15 protein-coding genes and 3 pseudogenes are annotated in these 15,737 nt (G+C 58.9%); 11 read left to right on the forward strand and 7 right to left on the reverse strand.

Annotation, left to right across the window (positions count from 1 at the left end; genetic code table 11):
* Positions 1–634 precede the first annotated feature (634 nt).
* The 6 genes and pseudogenes from BLEFHOIH_RS27635 to BLEFHOIH_RS27400 form a co-directional block, all read left to right on the forward strand.
* Entirely contained in the window at positions 635–706 is a 72-nt protein-coding gene (locus tag BLEFHOIH_RS27635) for a hypothetical protein (RefSeq protein WP_088348078.1), read from the forward strand.
* Positions 707–938: 232 nt separating this feature from the next.
* Entirely contained in the window at positions 939–2,162 is a 1,224-nt protein-coding gene (alr, locus tag BLEFHOIH_RS20775; RefSeq protein ID WP_088347959.1) for an alanine racemase, read from the forward strand.
* A 66-nt stretch (positions 2,163–2,228) separates the two neighbouring features.
* Entirely contained in the window at positions 2,229–3,296 is a 1,068-nt protein-coding gene (locus BLEFHOIH_RS20780; protein WP_210191851.1) for a D-alanine--D-alanine ligase family protein, read from the forward strand.
* A gap of 63 nt (positions 3,297–3,359) precedes the next feature.
* Complete coding sequence (locus BLEFHOIH_RS20785; RefSeq protein ID WP_088347961.1) at positions 3,360–4,283, forward strand: AEC family transporter; 924 nt, start codon at positions 3,360–3,362, stop codon at positions 4,281–4,283.
* 451 nt (positions 4,284–4,734) lie between these two features.
* On the forward strand, positions 4,735–5,025 hold the full coding sequence (locus BLEFHOIH_RS20790) for a winged helix-turn-helix transcriptional regulator (protein WP_348626063.1): 291 nt from the start codon (positions 4,735–4,737) through the stop codon (positions 5,023–5,025).
* A pseudogene (locus tag BLEFHOIH_RS27400) lies at positions 4,998–5,339 on the forward strand (transposase); the annotation flags it as partial. The gene BLEFHOIH_RS20790 and the pseudogene BLEFHOIH_RS27400, both read left to right, overlap by 28 nt.
* A 307-nt stretch (positions 5,340–5,646) precedes the next feature.
* Here the strand turns inward: BLEFHOIH_RS27400 and BLEFHOIH_RS27640 are convergent.
* Positions 5,647–5,763 (reverse strand): annotated as a pseudogene (locus tag BLEFHOIH_RS27640) (C4-dicarboxylate ABC transporter substrate-binding protein); the annotation flags it as partial.
* 627 nt (positions 5,764–6,390) lie between these two features.
* Positions 6,391–6,546, reverse strand: coding sequence for a transposase (locus BLEFHOIH_RS20795; RefSeq protein ID WP_088348080.1), 156 nt, complete (start codon positions 6,544–6,546; stop codon positions 6,391–6,393).
* 237 nt (positions 6,547–6,783) lie between these two features.
* On the opposite strand from BLEFHOIH_RS20795, the gene BLEFHOIH_RS20800 reads away from it, so the two are divergent.
* The 4 genes and pseudogenes from BLEFHOIH_RS20800 to tnpB (BLEFHOIH_RS20815) form a co-directional block, all read left to right on the forward strand.
* Positions 6,784–9,096: type III effector HrpK domain-containing protein (locus tag BLEFHOIH_RS20800; RefSeq protein ID WP_210191852.1), on the forward strand; the 2,313-nt coding region annotated here is incomplete at its 3' end.
* Between the two features lie 1,083 nt (positions 9,097–10,179).
* Positions 10,180–11,301, forward strand: a pseudogene (locus tag BLEFHOIH_RS20805) (IS110 family transposase); the annotation flags it as partial.
* Positions 11,302–11,392: 91 nt separating this feature from the next.
* Positions 11,393–11,824 (forward strand): transposase, encoded by a 432-nt coding sequence (locus BLEFHOIH_RS20810; protein WP_088347964.1) that lies wholly within the window; start codon positions 11,393–11,395, stop codon positions 11,822–11,824.
* Entirely contained in the window at positions 11,821–12,078 is a 258-nt protein-coding gene (gene tnpB, locus BLEFHOIH_RS20815; RefSeq protein WP_095407243.1) for an IS66 family insertion sequence element accessory protein TnpB, read from the forward strand. The genes BLEFHOIH_RS20810 and tnpB (BLEFHOIH_RS20815) overlap by 4 nt, the downstream gene beginning before the upstream one ends.
* Before the next feature lie 7 nt (positions 12,079–12,085).
* On the opposite strand, the gene BLEFHOIH_RS20820 is transcribed toward tnpB (BLEFHOIH_RS20815), so the two are convergent.
* From BLEFHOIH_RS20820 to BLEFHOIH_RS20830, 3 genes are all read right to left on the reverse strand, one after another.
* Complete coding sequence (locus BLEFHOIH_RS20820; protein ID WP_088348081.1) at positions 12,086–13,696, reverse strand: IS66 family transposase; 1,611 nt, start codon at positions 13,694–13,696, stop codon at positions 12,086–12,088.
* Positions 13,697–13,806: 110 nt separating this feature from the next.
* Positions 13,807–14,160, reverse strand: coding sequence for an IS66 family insertion sequence element accessory protein TnpB (tnpB, locus tag BLEFHOIH_RS20825; protein WP_088347965.1), 354 nt, complete (start codon positions 14,158–14,160; stop codon positions 13,807–13,809).
* Positions 14,157–14,633, reverse strand: a complete 477-nt coding sequence (locus BLEFHOIH_RS20830; protein WP_245297131.1) for a transposase — start codon at positions 14,631–14,633, stop codon at positions 14,157–14,159. The genes tnpB (BLEFHOIH_RS20825) and BLEFHOIH_RS20830 overlap by 4 nt, the downstream gene beginning before the upstream one ends.
* Before the next feature lie 296 nt (positions 14,634–14,929).
* Here BLEFHOIH_RS20830 and BLEFHOIH_RS26890 point away from each other — a divergent pair, with 296 nt between their 5' ends.
* Positions 14,930–15,067 (forward strand): hypothetical protein, encoded by a 138-nt coding sequence (locus BLEFHOIH_RS26890; protein WP_170937300.1) that lies wholly within the window; start codon positions 14,930–14,932, stop codon positions 15,065–15,067.
* 36 nt (positions 15,068–15,103) lie between these two features.
* Here BLEFHOIH_RS26890 and BLEFHOIH_RS20835 read toward each other — a convergent pair whose 3' ends face one another.
* Positions 15,104–15,511 (reverse strand): PIN domain-containing protein, encoded by a 408-nt coding sequence (locus BLEFHOIH_RS20835; RefSeq protein WP_088347967.1) that lies wholly within the window; start codon positions 15,509–15,511, stop codon positions 15,104–15,106.
* Positions 15,498–15,731, reverse strand: a complete 234-nt coding sequence (locus BLEFHOIH_RS20840; protein WP_088347968.1) for an AbrB/MazE/SpoVT family DNA-binding domain-containing protein — start codon at positions 15,729–15,731, stop codon at positions 15,498–15,500. The genes BLEFHOIH_RS20835 and BLEFHOIH_RS20840 overlap by 14 nt, the downstream gene beginning before the upstream one ends.
* Positions 15,732–15,737: the final 6 nt, after the last annotated feature.

The raw sequence follows: 15,737 nt of genomic DNA on the forward strand, positions 1-15,737 counted from the left end.
TCACAGGCCAACGCTCTTGCCCGGCTTAAGGATGATTTAGGAAGGGCGCCTGGCACTTAGCAATGTTTTAGGGACGGAGCCGCAGCGCGCCAGTGTTAGTAGAAACACTGCGGAGCCTCACGGGGCCACGTTGAACGATGCCTCGCCATTACTTGCAAGTAGCCGGTGCCCGCGTCGTAGCTGCAAAAGGAAAGAATCTGCTGAATGAACAATTTGCAGAGGGATATACCACGCGCTCCGCACGTCAGCGCACCATCTAGCGACGAATTCGCGACAACTTCCTGGCGTGAGCAATCCCGTTCCCGGCTGTCCGCCGCCTATACGCTTCTCAGATTGGCGATCCTAGATTATCCCGCGCAGGCCGGGTTCGGACTGCCACGAAGTCATCTGCACCGGAACGATGAGGAGATCTTTCTTATCCAGTCGGGAGCGATCACGCTGTGGACGCCCGAGCTTTGCCGGATTGCCGGCCCGAGCGACGTCGTGTTCTTGCCAAAGCAGATGCCGCATGCTTGGCGCGCCTATGGCGATTCCGCTGTCCATTTCCAGATGACGGTGACGCCAGGGGAGTTTGAGAGCTTCTTCCAGAGAATCGCGGGGTCGGACTCTCGGCGGATCGAACTCGATCAACGGGATGGTTTATGTCCGCGGCCACCCGCTCGATTGCGACGGATGGGAGGCCGCCGACTGGGCCGGCTGGGGATAGTCTCAGGTGATAAAGAGTCTTTGATGCAATGGAGACCGTCCGGCTGGCGATCACGTCGCGAAGGCCGCCCGCGAGATCAAGAGCAACAAGTGCATCCCTCGCCCTGCCAATCACCTTCGGCAGCAAGGGCGATGTCGCCAAGCGCGCCCGTCATGGGCTTGCCCGGCTTTTATCCACTTCAAAGCCTTCGACACGCCGCGCTGAAGGCATAAGTGAACCGCCGAGGATAGCGATGCGCACCCAGCCTGCGACGCAAGGAGCAGCCCTTCCCAGTGAGCGAGAGACCGGCTCGCCGCTCTGCCCTGACTGCGGCGCCCAGCGCGCCACGGCGTCCCTGTCGGGCTCGGCGGAGGCCATCGTTGACCTCGCGGTCATTGCGTACAACACCGCGCTCCTCGCCAAGGCCGCCGGCGGTGCGCGGCTCATGGCGGTGGTGAAAGCAGATGGCTTCGGTCACGGCGCGGTGCAGGTCGCGCGCACGGCGCTGGCGAGCGGCGCATCCTGGCTCGGCGTCACCTCGCCTGCGGAGGCGTTGGCACTGCGGCATCATGGAATCACTGCTCCTATCCTGATGTGGCTCTACGGCTCAAGCGAGGACCTTGCGCCTATCCTGGCCGCAAATATCGATGCGTCCGTCGCCTCGATGGAGCAACTCAGCTGTGTTGCTGCAGCAGCAACCCTTACCGGGCGGGTTGCGGCGGTGCATCTGAAAATCGACACGGGTCTTGCCCGCGGCGGCGCGCTTGCTGCCGAATGGCCTTCTCTGACTGCCGCCGCCTGTGAGGTCGAGCGTGCTGGCCTCATTAAGGTCGTCGGCATCTGGTCGCATCTGGGCAATGCGGAGGATGTAGCCGATCCGCGCTTGCGCGAGCAACTGCGCCTTTTCTCGGACGCCCTGACCATGAGCCGCGCAGCAGAGCTAGCGCCTACGCTGCGCCATGTGGCGAACTCGGCAGCGCTTCTCCAGATTCCGGAGGCGCGCTTCGATCTCGTACGTGCGGGCGTTGCGCTTTACGGCGTCGAGCCGGTGCCCGGGCGATGTTTCGGTCTGCGTCCCGCCATGACTTTGCGCAGCCAAATTATTCTAACTAAGCGCGTGCCGGCGGGCACATGGGTGTCCTATGGGCGCCTCTATCTCACCCAACGCGAGACCACCCTCGCATTAGTGCCGCTGGGCTTCGCAGACGGCGTGCCGCGTGTCGCGTGGCGGCAGGCTAGCGTTGCCATCAACGGCGTGCGTTGCAAGGTCGCAGGACGCATCACCATGGACCAGTTCGTAGTCGATGCCGGCGAGACCGACGTTATGACCGGGGATGTCGCGGTGCTGTTCGGGCCGGGCGACGCCGGCGAGCCAACAGTGAGCGAGTGGGCGGAGTGGGCTGGCACCAACCCGCATGAAATTCTCACCAGAATCGGACCGCGCGTTCCTAGGCGGTTCCTGTCTGCACCCTCCTGACCGAATCACGTGAACCAATGACGGGAATACTGATCGATGCCCTCCGGTAACAAATCGCGTTGCGGGGTGGCCGTGCTATTCGGCGGCCCAAGCGATGAATACTTGGTTTCCTGCAACTCGGCTGCCAATGTTGTGCGCTTTCTCGACAAGAAGCGCTTCGCTGTCACGCCGATACGCGTGACCGAAGGCTGCATGTGGATCGTGGGTGAGGAGGCCAGCCTCGACTGCACGATTGATCTCGATGCACTCCTTCATATGACCCGCGAGATGCTAATTGAGGGTGCGCCAAGCGTGCAAACGAGCATAGCGCGCGCCATCGCGGCGCTGGGCGAATTCGATGTGGTCTTTCCGGTTCTCCATGGCCCCTATGGTGAGGATGGCACCGTCCAAGCGCTGCTGGAACTGATCGGCTTACCTTATGTCGGCAACGGTCTGCTCGCCAGCGCTGCCGGCATGGACAAACAGCAGACGAAGCGCCTGCTGGCGGCCGAGGGAATGGCGGTTGCAGACGGGGTGGTGCTCGAGGGCGACGAGGCGATCCTCGATGAGCCGACGCGCGCTCATCTTGGTCTTCCGGTATTTGTTAAACCGGCACGTAGCGGTTCCAGTTTCGGCGTTTCGAAGGTGCGCCGCTGGGCGGATCTGGACGCGGCCCTCGCTCTGGCGCGGCGCAGCGATTCAAAAGTGCTCGTCGAGGCGGCGGTGCCGGGCCGCGAAGTCGATGTGGCGGTGCTGCAATACCCTGACGGCACCCTACGCGCCGGGCCGCCGCTCGAGATCCTGCTGCCAGATGCAAATCAGTTCTTCGACTATGCCGCCAAATACGAGAACTCCTCAGTCGATTTCAAGATTCCGGCCGATCTGGGACCAGAGATTGCGGCGCTCCTGCAGGAGGAGGCTCTTCGTGTGTTTGGCATTCTCGGCTGCAGCGGGTTGCTCCGGGTGGATTTCTTTCTGCGCCCCAAAGGCAATGGGGTCCAGCCGGTCGTCAATGAAGTGAACACCCTGCCCGGCCTCTCTGCGGTGTCCCAATACCCACAGATCTGGAAGGCCGCAGGCATCGATTATCCTGATCTGCTGGCTCTGCTGATCGACACCGGGTTGGCGACAAATCGCCAGTTCAGCCCGAAGTGACGGTGTTGCACGCGCTTTAAGACAAAAAGCCTTGCCAGCCAGACCGAGAGTAGTAAGGACGCAATGAGTATAGCGGCGCTTGTCCTACCTGTGTTTGGAATTATCGCAACGGGCTGGCTGGCCGGAGTCTTAGGCTACCTTCCGCGCAGCCTTGCTGGGCCCCTAGTTCAGTTCGCCTACAGCGTAGCGATGCCGGCTCTGGTCTTCCTAACAATCGCGCGTTTACCAATCAGCGCACTTCTCGACTGGAGTTTCCTCGCGGCGTTCGGCGGAAGTTCGCTCATCGCGTTTGTTGCAACTGGGATCCTTGCCCGGGCGTTCTGGGAGAAAAGTGCCGCCGAGGCAGTAATCATCGGTTCCCTAACATCAATGACCAATACAGGATTTGTTGCATTACCAATTCTGCAAGCACTCTACGGAGATCGCGGCGTGATCTTCGCATCTATCGCGACCGCCTTCACAGGGATCGTGATGTTCCCGTGTGTAATCATCCTGCTTGAGTTCAGCGCTGAAACACAAACTGGAACAAGTCGAAAAACGATGATGATCAAGCAGGTGATGCTCAACCCACTGGTATTTTCGACGGTGGCCGGCTTACTTTGGTCTGTCTCGGGTGCCTCTTTGCCTAAGCCGGTTACAGTATATATCAACACATTTGGAGAGACTCTGATGCCCTGCGCACTATTCTCTATTGGTCTTGGACTGTCGCTTGGCAAGCGATACCATGATCTCAAGGCATCTCTGCTTATTGCGACAACTAAGCTCCTTATTACGCCGTGCATCGCCTTAGCCCTCTGCACAGCAATGGGTTTGGATTCATTTCTTTCTATTGCAACGGTTGTGTGCGCGGCAGTGCCAACAGCGAAGACAGCCTATGTTCTCGCCGGCGTCTACCAGGTTCAGGACGAGTTGGCCGGCTCCATTGTCTCAATGACTACGCTGGTCTCCATACCCACATTGCTAGGATGGCTCTATTTCCTGGAATAAAGGCGATAATGGGCCGGCTGGATTGGTCCCAGGAAGGTAGCCGTCTCTCAGAGTCGCCGATCCGCCGGCGCCAGGCCTCCGCCTCCGGCTGCGTGTAGGAGCCGCCGGTAAAGAGCGGTGGTACGGGCTCGTCGAAGAACGGAAGCCGAGATTCGCGCAGGTCGAGCACATCAAGCTGCAGGTCGGAGCGGGCTGATGCCCCTTCGACGTGCCATCTGACCGGCGTATCGGCACTCTGCCGCGTGCTTCCTACGATCAATGCTGCCTTCAACATGCTTTCCCTCGATTGGCGCTGGTTACAGACAGGAACCGAGGATAAAATGATGCCCTCCGGAAAACCGCGCAAGGAAGCACATTTTTGAGCCCGAGTTCCCCTCCTGTGACCGAGAGCTGCAAATCCGTCAGCGAGATCCTCAGCAGGATCGGGGACATGTGGAGCGTGCTGGTCGTCATGACGCTGAAGGACGGCCCACGCCGATTCTCCGAAATTCGCCGGGCCATTCCGGAGGTGTCCCAGCGCGTGCTGACCCTCACCTTGCGCGGCTTGGAACGCGACGGCCCCGTCAGCCGCAAGGTGACGCCGAGCATTCCGCCGCGGGTGGATTACGACATGACCGGAGTGGGGCGTCCTCTACAAACCCCTGTGCTGGGCCTCGGAAACTGGGCGATCGAGAACCGGCCGCAGATCGATGCTGCTCGCGCCGCCTTCTTTGCATCGGCGAAGCAATCGCCCGCACGCTGATTGCCCAGCCGCCCGACATCGGGCGGCTGGGCCGATGGCAGATCACGGCGCTGGCCGGGCTTGCGCCCTGGACGCGTTAGTCGGGCCAGTGGCGCGGCAAGAGCTTCATTGGCGGGGGCAGAGGATCGGTGCGTACCGCCCTGCTCATGGCTGTCCTGGTCGCCTGCCGCTGCAATCCGAGCCTCAAGACTTTCTCCGAAAGGCTCCGCGCCGCCGGCAAGCCGAAGATGACCGCCTTGGTCACGGTCGCCCGTAAGCTGCTCACCATCCTCAACGCCATACTGCGGGATCAGAAGCCACGGCAAGCCGCTTGACCGGCAAGACAGTCGCTAAAACTGGCAAGACAGAAATTTTACGGAAGCAGATTAGCCCTTATCCATCAATGTTTTGGCTTCTGTTCACGGATGACAGGGTAAGGGCAATGTATGAGCTGCATCCGTCCCGATTTACTCGCCACGCAGTCCAGCATCGCCGTCGTCATGCTTGCCTGCGTCTCATTTGAATCCCGACAACGTAGTCCCGCAATTGCTACATCGGCTATGCGGTCGCCACGACATCAAGGGGAGCCTCAGAGCCGCCCCGCTTCCGATAATAGCGCTTTGCGCCCCCGGATGCAGGCTCTTTGAAGGTATCAAAATTGCCGAATACCGATTTGACTAGGTCGTATACAGTCTTCTCCGACACGTTTGATGAAGCGACAAGCGTTCCCAGAACGCCGAAAGTGGGGTTGTCGTCGGGGCGGCCGGTGTAAAACACGATCCGCCCCAAGCCGGGATGGAGGGAGCTCACGCGTGACGGCCCCAAATAAAGTGCTGTCGAGATCTTATAATTGTGGTGAGCGGCGGCGGCACTTCCAAATGGGGCAGGGAACCGAATTGGAGGAGCTCAGTTAGGCATTTTTTAGGATTCGCTACCCCGCACTTAGTGTTCTTTTAGCAACCGTCTAGTGCTTGGGCTTGCTAGACTTCATCCACGGATGCGCACGCCGAAACTCCGGTGGGGTTGGCCGAGTTGGCGGCTGCTCTGCGGAGGCTTGCCGATCTGACCGCACCTTCGCAACTGCTGTCCAAACTTCTCCACATCGTGCGCGACAGCTTCGGCTATGAGCACGCAATGGTGTTGTTAAGTGATAAGAGCCACGACACGGTGACGGCTGCTGCGTCGATTGGTTACGAGGCGCGCGGTGCCGGCGCGGAGGTTCGGAACAGCGTCGGGCTGATCGGCGGGGCAGCCAGGTCGAAACGCTCAATGCGGGTGAATGATCTCAGTCGAGTGCGGCGCATGGGGGGCGCTGTGGCGAAGTTCAGTCAGACGGCTGCGGAATGCTGTGTCATTGCCATAGCCGGCGTCGGCGAGCGCGGCACCCTACGGCACAGTGTTGGCGATCGGCCGTCTAATTTGATCAAGAGCAATCTGCGGTTTGCCCTGGAAAGCAACGATTTCCGGAATCCCGCCTTTTCTACGCCGCTCCTCATCATTGGTCCAAGCTTCAGTAAGGTAGAGCCGGAAGGCAATCGGCAGGCTGGCCTAGGTGAGCGCTTGTCGCTCATCACGATTAATGTTCGCTCCATCGCTCCCCACAGACAGCGTTACAGCGACCTGAATTATCCTCCTTGCCCATCTCGCCGATGCTTGATCCATCGCCCTGGAGCCGATGGTGAAGTGCAACTTGGCCGCATGGGAACGGCAGGCTGCGCTTGCCGCTGCTTATCTGCCCGGCTTCCGCAACGCACCCATCATCTGTAAGGAGATCGCTGCATGGCAAAGATTAAGGCCGTTCACTCGTCGAGTGCACCGGAGCATCCATTGAATCCTGTCAACAATTTCTTTAATAGTGCACTTGATAAAGCAAAAGACGATAATATAAATGTGCTTGCTCTAGAGAACAAGCCCGAACTAAATAAATTAGAAGGGGCTAACGGACAGAACGACTCTCTGTGGGGCACCCTGGTAACCGATGGGCCGAAGCGCGAGGAACTGACGAAACCGCTTAATAACTCCGAAACGCTTCAGAACCATTGGCGGCAATGGGGCTTGGATAATACCGGCGGCTTTTCTACGGATCTACACGAGGCCGACAGTCTTAGCTCCGCTGCGAAGGATGTCATGGATTACGCAAAAGCACATCCGGAGCTGGTAAGGGCCTGGGATACGAATGGCGACGGAAAAGTTACCTATGATGAACTCAAATCATTCGTCGTCAATACGAAATCCGACATAAAAAGTGTTGCTCAGGCCTATAAAAAATACCGAGAAAACAATCCCCACGCGAACCGGACCTCGGACCAAATGGTGCGTGACGCCGCGCTTGTCGCAGCCAACATCCACCTCATCGGAGGGGGGGTAAGCGATCATCTCATTGAAGGGCAGAAAGGCAACGAAGGGGAATATGTTAACAAGTGGCAGCTTTATTACTTTGCGCAAAGCAATTCTCAGTTTAGTCAAGATTTAAAGAATGCTGCAAATTTGGTGTCTCATGAGGGCATGAGCCGGATTTTCGACGCCCATGGCGATAATCCCGCGACGGCCAAATCAGATTATCTTTTTGACGCCGAGAATATTACGAAATGGATCGCCTCCGATGCCGCACCTGACACCAGCGTCGATTTTATGACGCTCATGGAAAATGTCGCCAATGCCGATATTATCGCGGACGTCGACCTATCGGAGATAGGGCCTGAAGTGTTCAAGGGGGATCTTGACGCCAAGACGACAGCGGCAGTGCTGGCGAAGCTTGTCGATATGCGTTTGAAGCTGAAGGCAGGCGATGCAAGTAACCTTTGGGATCCTTACGGTAAGGATGGTCTCAATGGCAATATAAATACGGTAAAAAGGGATCTTGATAAAAAAATAGAAATACTAAGCAATGACCAGGAGACCTTAGAGTATTTGCGAGCCAACGCACCCAAGTCCTTGCAGAGCCTTATTAACGCCGACCCTCAACTGAAAGCTCAGCTCCAGCATCACTATGACTATGAATTGTCGCAAGGGTACTATGATTATGATTATTCCAATTCAGGCGCATTTAATGATATATTCTACCGTCGCGATGAAAATGGGAAAATTCTTTCGACGCCGGATGCGGTGAGAGAGTTTGTTGCGGATGCCAATGAGATTAGGCAAGCGCTTGGTCTGCCGCTTGGCTCCCTAAAAGATATCGCCATGAAATCGGGACATTACGATGATGTTGTCGCATATTACGAGACTCATCTCAAGGATGCGCAAGATCTGCAGGGCTATCTGAATGAAGGCATGGACGCAAACGAAGCGGCGAAAGTATACTATAGAGATCTTAACGCCTTTAGTCGAGTTCTCGGTATGTCGGATGGTGAGTTAAGCGTCGCTGGCGGTAAGGCACAGGATTTGCTGATCGACAAGAAGGCGTCAGAAACGACGACAACGGCATTTTATAATCAATTTGAAGATGGAAACGGCAATCTCGACGAAGGCAAGCTAGGAACTTTTCTGGAAGGGTTGAAAGACACGAATCCGGAAATGTTTACAGATGCGCTCGGTGAGCAGATATCACCAGACACAATTATTCGTGGCATTCGAGCCGTATGGGATACGATTCGTCACGGCGAAACCACTCTGCTTGCACTTGAGGATTTAAAGGCTTCGCTCGGAAAGGACTCGATCGACAGGGGTGAGCATATTACCGTAATGCATAAGCAGGGAATTATGCATGCGGGTACAGCACTATTGCTGGGTACAGCTGTCGGCGTTGCCGCTGCGGGGAAGCCGGAGACAGCCCCGGAGCTTTTGTCCGTGATCGGGGGCGGGGTTTCAACGGTGTCATTTTCGCTGATAGCTGGCGGCAAGTACTCAAAATTTAGCCACACAGAAATTGCTCGCAATATCGAAGATAAGGCTAAGTACAATACTGAAATTGAAAAAAAGATAGATGGTGAAAACAAAAAACTAAAAACTCTTGAAGAGCATAAAGTCGATAGAGAAGAGATCATAGCGGCAAATCAGAGGAGACTCGAGAAAGGAAAATTCAAAAAGGACGATTATTACGAATTTTTCCTAGAAAGGCAAATAGAAAATGAAAAAAGTGAAATAAAAAAGNTTTTTTATTTAAGTGAAATAAAAAAGCTGGATAAAGAACTAAAAAATACGGAGAATAAAGTTAGAGAATTAAATAAGGAAAAGGAATCCAAGCTGCCCGAAATAAATGCAGAAAATAACCTCCATGAAAATAGTAATTCGCGTTCTTTTGATGATGCGATTGCCAATGAACAAAGAAAAGCTTTAACAGCTGGAAAAATTTCTAGTTACGGAAATATTGGTCAAGCAGCTGGGGGTATCGTAAGCGGAGCGGGATTGCTCATGGCTGGTAATGACTACAGAGCGAATGGAGATGATGCGCTTGCCGGGTTGAGCTTTGCACAAGGAGGGATGTCCATTGCTGTGGCTACTGCAGACATAGCGGATACAAGTCTGGCGCTCGCCAAAGCCGGAGGGGCACGGTTGCCGGCTTTCGCATCGGCCGCCGCTTCTACAGTTGCGGGGGGCGTAAGTTTCCTCGGCGCCATCTTCTCCGGTGTCGCGGGCCTTGTAACCGGAGGGATCGAAGCTCACCGATATTTCAAGAATCAGGAGGAATTCTATGACACCCTTGCGCCATCAATGAAACAATTCGGCATTGGCCAGGGCCCAACAACGGGACCGATTCATCCCGGCCCTTATGATGTCGACTTTGACAGCAACCCTGTTTGACGGGTTTTATTCCCGTCCGGCGGGGCCTCCGATGGCCAGTTCATGATCTTGGGAGTTGCGGGATAGTTAGCCCTCAACTTCCGCAGCCTTGGACACGAAGTATCGGTCGTTGAAGATAGTACCACGTATCATTGATGGTAGCTTTTTTGGGCTAAGTGGCCTGCCCCGCATCGCGATACCAGCTTCTAAGTTAGTTGGCCACCGAACAGCTTGTTGGACCCTTGGGGATGAAACCGCTTTGTGGCACTCTCGGAGGTAGCGTCGTCGGCGCAGAGATCGGCGGTTTCTTGGTGCGTGTGAGCCCTAAAGTTAGTTGGATCCGGAGTGTCCGAGCACCCCTGATTGTGCCACGGGCCGCGTTGGCCCCGGAGCACGGTTTCTAGAGTTTCTTTGATGGACATTCCATGCCGGCGGCGTGCACGGAGGATCGTCATGGAAGTTTTCTATCCAAACTGCGCCGGCCTTGATGTCCATAAAGATACGGTCGTTGCCTGCAGCCGCCAGGTGGTTGGCCGCAAGGCCAGCCGTGAAGTCCGTACTTTCAAGACCACGACGAGCGATTTGCTCGCACTCTCGGAGTGGCTATCCTCGCTTGGCTGTACACATATCGCAATGGAGGCGACCGGTGTCTATTGGAAGCCCGTGTGGCATATTCTGGGCGATGGCGACTTTGCGTTGACGCTGGCGAATGCGGCTCATGTCAAAAACGTTCCAGGCCGTAAGACCGACGTCAATGATGCGACATGGCTGGGCGATCTGCTTGCACACGGCTTGATCCGCGGCAGCTTTGTGCCCGACGAGCAGACCCTGGAGCAACGGGGATTGCTAAGAACGCGCAAGCAGCTGATACGCGAGCGCACCAGCCATGTGCAGCGCCTGCAGAAAACGCTCGAGGAAGCCAACATCAAGCTCGATTCCGTGATCTCGGACATTGTCGGCACGAGCGGCCGGGCGATGATCGAAGCGCTGGTTGCAGGCGAAACGGATCCGGCTCAACTGGCCCGCTTGGCGAACCGTCGGATCAGAGCATCTGCCACAACACTTCAGGAAGCGCTGCGCGGCCGCGTGAGGAACCATCATCGGTTCCTGCTGCGCCTTCATCTGGAGCAGATTGATGCGCTGGATCGGGCGATCGCCGAGATTGACAGGGAAGTCGAGGCCAATCTCGATCCCTTTCGTGCGCTGATCCCTGTGCTGACCAGCATCCCCGGCATTGGCGATTTGGCGGCGCGCGTTATGTTAGCCGAGATCGGCACCGATATGAGCCGGTTTCCGACGGCCGGGCATCTGGTCTCCTGGGCCGGGATGTGCCCCAAGAACGATGAGAGTGCCGGGAAGCGTCATTCCACGCGAATGCGTAAAGGCGCCCCCTGGCTGAAGACGACACTCTTTCAATGTGCCTGGGCAGGCGCGCGCGCAAAAGGGAGTTATCTGCAGGCCCAGTTCCATCGCCAACGCGCCAGGAACGGTGCCAAAAAGGCAATCGGTGCAGTCGCTGCCTCCATGCTCACCGCCGCCTACCATATGATCAAAAACGGAACCTTTTACGAAGACCGTATCCATACGCCAGAGGCCGCCTTGTGAGGCGCGCTGGATATAGCTCCTGTTGGCCCTTGTTGATGCAACAAGGGATAGGTCTGGAGCTATGTCTGGAGACAATTTTTCGCGGCGGTATTCGGTGGTCGCCGAGGCGCGGCGGCGGTGGAGCGAGGCGGAGAAGCAGGCGGTCGTCGCAGAGGCTGAACGGCCTGGAGTGAACATCTCGGCGGTGGCGCGCCGGCACGGGATCAAGCCGAGTTTATTGTTCCGCTGGCGGCGCCTGGCGCGGGTTTCGCAGGATCAGAGCACGCCGACCTTCGTCCCTGTCACCCTGGCGCTGCCCGCGACCGAGACGCCGGCGCCGGAGGCTGCCGCCGAAGCCGATGCTTTGCCGGTCTCGCCGCCACCTGCCACCAGCCAGGAGCCCGCCGAGCATCGTATCGAGATCGCGCTGGGCAATGGGCGCGTGGTGCGGGTCGGCGCCGGCGTCGATGTGGACAGCCTGCGGCGCATCCTCGATGCGGCGGATGGCCGATGATCCCGGTCCCCACGGGCGTGCGGGTGTGGCTGGCGACGGGCCCTACCGACATGCGCTGCGGCTTTCCGGGGCTGGCGCTCAAGGTCCAGGAGGTGCTGAAGCGCAATCCGCTGGGCGGGCATCTGTTCGTCTTTCGCGGGCGCAGGGGCGATCTGATCAAGGTCATCTGGCATGATGGCGACGGGGCGTGCCTGTTCACCAAGAGGCTCGAGAAGGGCCGTTTCATCGTAAGCGGGCCAGCCACCCCACCTTGATCCTGGCTCAGGCTGGTTTTGCGTAAGCCCAGGGCATCAGCTCGTCGATGCGTGATGCCGGCCAGCGGTTGACGAGCTTGGTCAGCACGTCGGTGGTCCAGGCCAGGGGATCGACCTGATTCAGTTTGCAGGTCTCAAGCAGCGACGCGATCATCGCCCAGCCGACGGCGCCGCGTTCGTGGCCAGCGAACAAAGCGTTCTTCCTCGTGAGAGCCAGACCGCGGATCGAGCGCTCGACCGTGTTGGAATCGATCTCGATGCGGCCGTCGTCCAGGTGGAGGCAGAGGCCGTCCCAATGGTTGAGGCCGTAGCGGAGCGCCTTGGCGAGCTTGCTGCCCTTCGACACCTTGGCAAGGCTCGCTTCGAACCAGGGCTTCAGGGCCTCGATCACGGGCTTGGAGCGCTGCTGGCGGATGGCGCGCCGCACGGCCGGAGGCAGGCCGCGGATCTCGGCCTCGATGTCGTAGAGCCGCTTGATGCGCGCGAGCGCCTCGGTCGCGATCGGCGCGTTGCCGCCGACATAGACCTCGTAGAACTGCCTGCGCAGATGGCTCCAGCAATAGGCAAGCGTCACCGGCCCGCCAGGCCGTGCCGGCGCGGCCAGCTTCTTGTAGGCGGCGTAGCCGTCCACTTGCAGGATGCCGTTATAGCCGTCGAGCAGCTTCACGGCGTGCTCGCCACCGCGGCCGGGCGCGTAGGAATAGGCCACCGCCGGCGGATCGATGCCACCCCACGGCCGATCGTCGCGGGCGATCGCCCACATGAAGCCGGTCTTGGTCTTGCCGGCGCCGGGGTCCAGCACGGGACAGCGCGTCTCGTCGCAGAACAGCCGCGGTGAGGCTTTGAGCAGACCGATCAGATGATCGTGCAGCGGCTGCAGTTCGGCGGCTGCCGCGCCGACCCATTGCGCCAGCGTCGAACGCTCGATGCTGACGCCGTGACGCGCCAGGATCTGCGATTGCCGATAGAGCGGCAGATGATCAGCATGTTTGCTCACCACAACGTCGGCCACGAGGGCTTCGGTCGGCAGCCCGCCTTCGATCAGCCGCGCCGGCGCCGGCGCTTGAATGATGCCAGCGACATCGTCCGCTCCCGTTTTCTCACAGGTTCGGCAGGCGTATTTTGGACGCCGCGTGACGATCACGCGCACCTTGGCTGGAACCTTGTCCAGGCGCTTGGACCTATCCTCGCCGATGACGTGCAGTTCGCCGGCACAGCACGGGCAGACTTTGCTGTCGGGCTCGACCACCACCTCCTCATGCGGCAGATGATCGAGGTTCTCCTTGCGGCTGGCACGGCGCTTTCGCGTGCGCTCGGTCTTGAGCGCCGGATCGGCCTTCTCCTCCTCCGCCTCGGTCTTGGCAAGCGAAGTCTCAAGCTCGTCGAGCGCGAGCGCCAGCTGGTCGTCGGTGATGCGCTCGGATTTACGGCCGAAGTGGGCGCGGCGGATCTCTTTGATGATCGCCTCCAGCCGCTCGTTGCGGGTGGCCAGCTTGTCGCGCTCGGCGGTGATGGCATCGCGCTCACTGACGAGGGCGGTATGGGCCGCGCGCTCCGCCAGGATCAATGCCCGTAGGGCATCGATATTTTCGGGCAGCGTATCGCTCGCATGCGTCATGGTTCGCGCCGGCTTCGGGGCGGCTGTCTTGCCGAGAACGAGCCAGAGCGTTGCTGATTCCGGCGATGCGCGCATCATCGACCTTGTGGGTGAGTCGTCATGCCGCGTGATCATTGCACAGCACTCGGACGGACGACGTCGCGGCGCTTCGCCTGCGTCCAGGCGACGCCTTCGAGCAACGAGGAGAGCTGCGCGGCCGACAGCTTCATCATGCCATCCTCGATCGGCGGCCAGCGGAACTGGCCGGTCTCCAGGCGCTTCATCATCAGGCAGATGCCGGTGCCGTCCCACCACAGCAGCTTCACGCGGTCCATCCGCTTGGAGCGGAACACATAAACGGCGCCGCAGAACGGATCGGCGCCGAGAACCGCCTGCACAATCGCGGCCAGGCCGTCGGCTTGCTTGCGGAAGTCGACAGGTTTGGTCGCCACGAGAATCTGTATCTCTGCCCCGGCCGTGATCACGACGACCTCCGCACGGCGCGCAGCACGGCAATGAGCATAGCGGTCTCGACCTGGCCGAGGACGCGCACGACCGCGTCGCCGATCGCAATCTCGATCCGGCCCGCATTGGCCGTCGCCGGCGGTGAAGATGACGGCGACGACGAGGGTGCGGACGCCGCAATCACCACCGGCGCGAACATCGGCGTGCCGGCGCCGATCTCGGGTGGCTTCGCGCGCTGCTCCTTCCTCCGCCGAGGCTGCCGGACCGGAGCCGTTGCCGGCCGATCGGCCGGTGTCGTGCCGGCGCCTTCCCGAAACAGCGCATGGGCCTCGCGGCGCCAGGCGAAGAGCTGTTGTGGGGAGAGACCGTTGCGCCGTGCCACCTCCGAAACATTGGCGCCCGGCCTCAAACTCTCCATCACAATGCGAGCCTTCTCATCGCTCGACCATCGCCGGCGCCGAGCGGCGCCCGTGATCAGTTCAATCCGCCGCACCGCCGAGACGTGCCCGGCGGCGTCCTCCGCGCTGCGTTCAAGCTTACGCTTAAGCTTAATGTCAAAACCATCGCTCATGGACCGGCATTACGCCACCGCCTGAGCCCGGCCGATAGGTGGGAAAGAAGGCCCGCTTACTTTTCACCGTTGCGGTCACAAAGGACATTATCATTCGTCCGTGGATTCCGGCGACGCGCGAGCGAGCCGTCTTGGAGTGACCCATGGAGTGCGCCCCTGCCGGTGGATAGATCGGCATTGAGGGATTGACCGGTTTCCGAGTTTTCGGAAGAGAACCCATGGCGAAGCACCGTAGTCACAGCATCGCATTCAAGCGTCAGTTCGCGCAGGAGTTCACCATTAAGGTCCGGCCCGGCTGGCCGCTGCGCGTCATCGTGCAAAAGGATTTGGTGCTCAGCCCGTATCCGCAGAAATAACCCAGGTCAGGCGATACGCAGAGGGGATCGGTGGCATCAACTCTTTGCGTAGGGATTTTGCAAAACCGTACCGTCAATGACGAAGCAGTTCTGCATATCCTCGGAGTAAAGCACCGGACATCCGGTCAAAAGTGCGGCGGCCCAGATCATTCCGTCATAGACCGTAAAGCCGTACCGCCTCGCGATCGAGATCCCGAGTTCGTGCGTGTCGATGGCCACCGGTACCACGCTGCAAACGGCTTTCACCACGTCGAGGATCTCGGCGATTTCCTCCCAGTCCATGCCGAACTTACGTTTCGCCACGCTTGCGAATTCGTTCAAGACCTGAACGCTGACCACGCCGCCGGACTGCAACAGAGCGCCCGCCGTGTCGGCGCGGCCGTCTTCGTCCGATAACAGATAGAGCAAGATATTGGTGTCGAAGAACGGCCTAACTTCGCTCATTGGCCTCCAGCCTGTCGAAACGAAATCCCTTCGGTAGGCGCCCGCGATATTTGCGCAAACGGTCCAGCAACTCCTGCGTGGACGCTGTCTTCGTGACTTCCAACACCTTCTCCCCCAGGACGTGGATTTCGATGTCGTCGCCTTCCTTCAGTCCGAGAGCCTCAACAATGGCGGTGGGGAGACGCACCGCGAGACTGTTTCCCCAGCGAGAGACTTGCATGCTGAA

The organism is Rhodomicrobium sp. R_RK_3 (assembly GCF_002198715.1).
Taxonomy (GTDB): Bacteria; Pseudomonadota; Alphaproteobacteria; order Rhizobiales; family Rhodomicrobiaceae; genus R-RK-3.

What these genes read in the sequence shown, in the direction of transcription:
- BLEFHOIH_RS20790 (WP_348626063.1), top strand. Translation starts at nt 4,735, where the DNA reads ATGACGCTGAAGGACGGCCCACGCCGATTCTCCGAAATTCGCCGGGCC.
- BLEFHOIH_RS20840 (WP_088347968.1), bottom strand. Translation starts at nt 15,731, where the DNA reads ATGCAAGTCTCTCGCTGGGGAAACAGTCTCGCGGTGCGTCTCCCCACC.
- BLEFHOIH_RS20835 (WP_088347967.1), bottom strand. Translation starts at nt 15,511, where the DNA reads ATGAGCGAAGTTAGGCCGTTCTTCGACACCAATATCTTGCTCTATCTG.
- tnpB (WP_095407243.1), top strand. Translation starts at nt 11,821, where the DNA reads ATGATCCCGGTCCCCACGGGCGTGCGGGTGTGGCTGGCGACGGGCCCT.
- BLEFHOIH_RS20810 (WP_088347964.1), top strand. Translation starts at nt 11,393, where the DNA reads ATGTCTGGAGACAATTTTTCGCGGCGGTATTCGGTGGTCGCCGAGGCG.
- BLEFHOIH_RS26890 (WP_170937300.1), top strand. Translation starts at nt 14,930, where the DNA reads ATGGCGAAGCACCGTAGTCACAGCATCGCATTCAAGCGTCAGTTCGCG.
- BLEFHOIH_RS20785 (WP_088347961.1), top strand. Translation starts at nt 3,360, where the DNA reads ATGAGTATAGCGGCGCTTGTCCTACCTGTGTTTGGAATTATCGCAACG.
- BLEFHOIH_RS20820 (WP_088348081.1), bottom strand. Translation starts at nt 13,696, where the DNA reads ATGACGCATGCGAGCGATACGCTGCCCGAAAATATCGATGCCCTACGG.
- alr (WP_088347959.1), top strand. Translation starts at nt 939, where the DNA reads ATGCGCACCCAGCCTGCGACGCAAGGAGCAGCCCTTCCCAGTGAGCGA.